General features: G+C 42.7%; 3 protein-coding genes. 1 reads left to right on the top strand and 2 read right to left on the bottom strand.

Going from position 1 to position 5,717, the window contains the following annotated elements; all coding sequences use genetic code 11:
* Positions 1-65 precede the first annotated feature (65 nt).
* Both QZL64_RS04600 and QZL64_RS04595 read right to left on the bottom strand, forming a co-directional pair.
* On the bottom strand, positions 66-527 hold the full coding sequence (locus QZL64_RS04600; RefSeq protein WP_021840827.1) for a hypothetical protein: 462 nt from the start codon (positions 525-527) through the stop codon (positions 66-68).
* Positions 528-532: 5 nt separating this feature from the next.
* Positions 533-1,462 carry a LysR family transcriptional regulator gene (locus tag QZL64_RS04595; RefSeq protein WP_021840826.1) on the bottom strand — a complete coding sequence of 310 codons (930 nt, stop codon included), beginning with the start codon at positions 1,460-1,462 and terminating at the stop codon, positions 533-535.
* Positions 1,463-2,086: 624 nt separating this feature from the next.
* Between QZL64_RS04595 and nifJ the strand changes: the two genes are divergently transcribed.
* Entirely contained in the window at positions 2,087-5,617 is a 3,531-nt protein-coding gene (nifJ, locus tag QZL64_RS04590) for a pyruvate:ferredoxin (flavodoxin) oxidoreductase (protein WP_021840825.1), read from the top strand.
* Positions 5,618-5,717: the final 100 nt, after the last annotated feature.

Genomic DNA, 5,717 nt, shown 5'->3' with positions numbered 1-5,717 from the left:
TTCTACACACACTTTTTGTCCTATAACTCTAGTTTTTCTATGCCTAACCACTGAGGTGTGCGTGATTAAGGCGTTTCATTACTCATAATACTTTCGTCCGGTTTTAACGGGAACGGAACATTGCCCGGATTACTGTTGAAATCTTTCAGTGATGGTTTAGTGGGCTCTGCTTGCGGAACCGTTATTTCCGGATGAATCCATTCCAACTGCATGAGGCGCCACTGGAGATTATCGATTTTCTTGCGTAATATCCATATATCTTTTTCCGTTTCTTTTAATCGGGCTGCATGGGCGTTACTGATATGTTCCAGATTAGTGATCCGATAGTCGAAACTGTCCGAATCACTCATATTGTGTTGACCGTAAACCTGGGTGGCCAACTCATCGATTTGAGCCTGTTGGTAGGCTATATAACCGGCCATGGCGATAATAATAAGGCAGAGCCAAAAGCCGGTCTTTTTTACCGTTTGCAACAAATAGTTGCCTATATTTTTAATTCTTTGATGGCGAGGGCGTTCCTCACTCATAGCGCTTATTTCCCTTCAGTTGCAATAGAACCGCTTGGCAACGGCAATTTAGCCGTTACGAAGTCAAGCCACAAGCGGGACGCATGAGATAAATAATGACCTTTTTTCCAGATTACATATAAAGTATGAGTAATTTCAGGACGAACCAACGGACGAACCACTACGCTGGTACCAACTTTAGTGTTTTCACCTTTAGTAGGGCAGAGGCGGCTAGGCAATAAAGCGATGGCCAAATGAGCCCCTACAGTCTGCAGCATGAGGTCGCGCTGGCTGGTTTCAAAGACGATGTGCGGTTGGAAGCCGGCATGTTTACAAGATTTAACAACTTCATCATGAAGATTGAAATCGTCTTTGTGGAGTACGAAGGATTCTTCGGATAACATATCAAGGGAGATTTCTTTTTCTTTAGCGAGCGGGTTATCGCGTGGTAAGATTACACACAACGGATCGCTGGTGAGGTAGAAAGATTCAAATTCTTTAGGATTTGGTTTGGTACAAATAATACCGATGTCGATAAGACCTTCTTGTACGCTAAGTTCGATTTTCTTGGAACCGTGTTCATATAATTCCAATTCAATCTGCGGATAAGCACGTTTAAATTCGCCCAAGAGCTGTGCAAAAATCGGTGCATCCGTAATCGGTGGTAAACCGATGAGAATAGAGCCTTGTTCCAAACGAAATTCGTTCTCAAAATCTACTTTTAAATGCTCAAACATAAATACAACCCGTTTGGCATGTGTTAAGAAAATAGTGCCGCCGTCAGTTAACTCTACAGATTTGGCATTACGCATGAACAAAACGACGCCCAATTCATCTTCCAAAGCCTTGATGGTACGGCTGATGGCGGACTGGGAAATATGCAGATTGCGAGCTGCCTTACTGAAGCTTTTTTGATCGGCTACTTCTACAAAGTACTTTAAATGATGAAAATCCATAATACACCTCGACTAGTTAAATAATATATGAAAAACTCGAAGCTGCTTTTCAAGAATGCGTTATAGTCATACCTCGAACCAAATGGAGCGGTTGAGGGGGCGAAAAATATCTTATTGAAAAGCATTCGCAATATTGAGAACCTATGAAAAAATATCAACTCAACATCTCATAATTAGCAAGTCCGATACGCCTCTTTCAGTTGCTATATGCACGTTATAATTGTATAATTAAAGCATGAGGCTATATCGAATTGTTATTTTAGGAATGAAATAGGTTCTCCAAATGCAAAAGAGTTTTAATAACTATTATATTATTACATTTTTGCAAGATAGGCAATGCTTTTACGAAAATTACGACAAAGAATGCATTAAATTTAACGTCCTTTGTTGCTTACAATGTAGAAGTAATGCGAATTAGAAGTGATTTGCCAATATGTATGTCAAAAATTTATACGCGGTATAAAATTGAATCCTATAGTGTATTCATTATACTATAGGGTCTTATCGTGCGTTTATGCAGTAATGGACATAGATATGCGCTAGGTGCGGGGGAATTTGTTCCTGAGATAATAAGGGTAAGCAAGTGTAAAACTCATTCTTAATGCTTAAGGAGGCTTTTTTAACATGCGTAAAATGAAAACTATGGACGGCAACCAGGCTGCGGCTCACATTGCATACGGTTTTACTGAAGTAGCAGCGATTTTCCCAATCACTCCATCTTCTCCAATGCCGGAACACGTTGATGACTGGGCAGCTACAGGTCGTAAAAACATTTTCGGCCATACTGTACAGGTTGTAGAAATGCAATCTGAAGCCGGTGCTGCCGCTGCTGTACACGGTTCCTTACAAGCAGGTGCTTTAACAACTACATTTACTTCCTCTCAAGGTTTATTGTTAATGCTCCCTAACTTGTACAAAGTTGCCGGTGAATTATTACCGGGCGTATTCCATGTAGCAGCTCGTGCTCTTGCAGCACACGCATTGGCCATTTTTGGTGACCACCAGGACGTTATGGCGTCTCGTGCAGCAGGTTGTGCAATGCTTTCCGAAGCATCTGTACAGGAAGTTATGGACCTTTCCCCTGTAGCTCACTTGACAGCTATTAAAACTCGCGTACCTTTCATCAACTTCTTCGATGGTTTCCGTACTTCTCATGAAATTCAGAAAATTGAAGTTCTTGACTATGACGAATTAAAACCATTAGTAGATATGGAAGCAGTTGAAGAATTCCGCAAACGCGCTTTGAATCCTGATGCGCCTGTAACTCGCGGTACTGCTGAAAACCCTGATATTTACTTCCAGCATCGCGAAGCTTCCAACCCATTCTACCTTGAAGTTCCTAACGTAGTAGAACACTACATGGCTGAAATCAACAAAATTACCGGCCGTAACTATCAGTTGTTCAACTACCATGGTGCTCCTGATGCTACTGACGTTATCGTAGCTATGGGTTCCAGCTGCCAAGTAGTAGAAGAAACAGTTGACTACTTGAATAAACAAGGCCGCAAAGTTGGTATGGTAACAGTTCATTTGTTCCGTCCATTCGCTACCGATCGTTTCGTAGCTGCTTTGCCTAAGACAGTAGAACGCGTTGCTGTATTAGACCGCACTAAAGAACCTGGTGCTTTGGCTGAACCTTTATTCCTCGACGTACAAGCTGCTTTAGTACAGAACGACATCAATGCTAAAGTATATGGCGGTCGTTACGGTTTGAGCTCCAAAGACGTTATCCCTGCCGACATCGTGTCCGTATTCGATAACATGCTTGCTGACGCTCCTAAACGTTTCTTCACTTTGGGCATCGAAGACGATGTAACCAACTTTTCCTTGAAACGTGCTGAAGGCGTATCTGTTACTGCAGAAGGCTTAACAGGCTGCAAATTCTGGGGCTTCGGTTCTGACGGTACTGTAGGTGCCAACAAATCCGCTATCAAAATCATCGGTGACCACACTGATATGTATGCTCAAGCATACTTCGACTATGACTCCAAAAAATCCGGTGGCGTAACGATGTCTCACCTTCGTTTCGGTAAGACTCCAATCAACAAACCTTACCTCGTAACCGAACCTGAATTCATCGCTTGTCATCGTCAGTCCTATGTTCATGAATATGACCTCCTTCGCGGTATCAAAAAAGGCGGTACATTCCTCTTGAACTGTACTTGGACTCCTGAAGAATTAGAAGAAAAATTACCTGCAAAACTTCGTCGTACCATTGCTGAAAAAGAATTAAATTTCTACATCATCAATGCTGCTGAAATTGCTCGTGAAATCGGCTTAGGCGGCCGTATCAACATGATTTGTCAGTCTGCATTCTTCAAATTGACAAACATCATCCCTGTTGATAAAGCTATTGAATACCTTAAAGATTCCGTAGAAAAAACTTACGGTAAAAAAGGTCAGAACGTTGTTGACATGAACAACGCTGCTATCGACAAAGGCGTTGACGCTCTTGTTAAAATCGACGTTCCTGCATCTTGGAAAGACGCAGTTGACAACGGTGAAAAAGCAGTTAAACCTGGTTGCCAGTCTTGCCCAAGCTATGTAGAAAACATTGCTAAACCAGTAAATGCTCAAGCAGGTTATGATTTACCTGTAAGTACTTTCACCGGTTTCGAAGATGGTACTTTACCTGCCGGTACTGCTGCTTATGAAAAACGTGGTGCTGCTCTCTTCGTTCCACACTGGATCAAAGAAAACTGTATCCAATGTAACCAATGTGCGTTCGTATGTCCGCACGCAACTATCCGTCCTGTATTGGCAACAGCTGAAGAAGTAGCTGCCGGTCCTGACAACTTCGAAGCAATCCCAGCTTTAGGTGCTAAAGATCTTCAATTCCGTATTGCTGTATCTCCACTTGACTGCTTAGGTTGCTCCAACTGTGTAAATATCTGTCCTTCCCCTAAAGGCAAAGCTATTGAAATGCGTCCTATCGACGGCGAAATGGAATTTGCTGAAACTTGGGATTATGCAGTTAAATTACCTGTAAAACCAAACCCAATGAAGAAAGAAACTGTTAAAGGCAGCCAGTTCGAAACTCCACTTCTCGAGTTCTCCGGTGCTTGCGCAGGTTGTGGTGAAACTCCATATGCTCGTTTGATTACTCAATTGTTCGGTGACCGTATGGTTATTGCTAATGCTACCGGTTGTTCCTCCATCTGGGGTGCTTCCATGCCTGCATCTCCATACACTACTAACCAAGCCGGCTTTGGTCCTGCATGGGCTAACTCCTTGTTCGAAGACAACGCTGAATACGGCTATGGTATGTTAATCGGTGCTAACAAAGTTCGCGCTCAGTTGGCTGAAACTGCTCAAGTAATTGCTGAAAATGCAGCTCCAAGCTTGAAAGAAGCTATTGAAAACTGGGTAGAAGCTAAAGACCAGGGCGAAGGTTCCCGTGAACGCGTTGCTGCTTTAGTTAAAGAATTAGAAGCTGCTGAACAGACTCCTGAAGTTAAAGAAATGTTGGCTAAGAAACAATACTTAGTTAAACGTTCCCAGTGGATCTTCGGTGGTGACGGTTGGGCTTACGATATCGGTTTCGGTGGTCTTGACCATGTATTGGCATCCGGCGAAGACATCAACGTATTCGTATTCGATACCGAAGTTTACTCCAATACCGGTGGTCAGTCTTCTAAATCCACTCATACAGCTGCCGTAGCTCAGTTCGCTGCCAGCGGTAAACGTACTAAGAAGAAAGACCTTGGCATGATGGCTATGTCTTATGGTTACGTATATGTAGCACAAGTATCCATGGGTGCTGATAAGAACCAGTTGATGAAAGCTATTACCGAAGCTGAAGCATATCCAGGTCCATCCTTGATTATCGCTTACGCTCCATGTATTAACCATGGTATTAAAGGCGGTATGGGTAACGCTCAGGAAGAACAACGTCGTGCTGTTGCAGCCGGTTACTGGGATCTCTATCGTTACAACCCAGCTCTTAAAGAAGCAGGCAAAAACCCATTCAGCTTGGATTCCAAAGAACCAACTGAAAACTTCCGTGATTTCTTAATGAACGAAGTTCGTTATGCATCCTTGAAGAAAGCTGCTCCTGAAATGGCTGAAGAATTGTTCGCTAAAACTGAACGTGACGCTATTGAACGTCGTAAGAGCTATGTACGCCTTCAAAAAGGTTTTGACGAAGTACAATAATAAAAATTTAGGTTTTGACTGTTAGCCAAGCAAGCAATTGTGAGGTTACCGTCTAGCGGTAAACAGTAATTCCTGTAATACAAAACCGCAAGGGTTTCTT

The sequence above is a fragment of the Veillonella sp. CAG:933 genome (assembly GCF_000431435.1).
In the GTDB taxonomy this organism is placed as follows: domain Bacteria; phylum Bacillota; class Negativicutes; order Veillonellales; family Veillonellaceae; genus Veillonella_A.
Note: the sequence above shows the minus strand (reverse complement) of the source record. Positions and strands in the feature narration are given on the sequence as shown.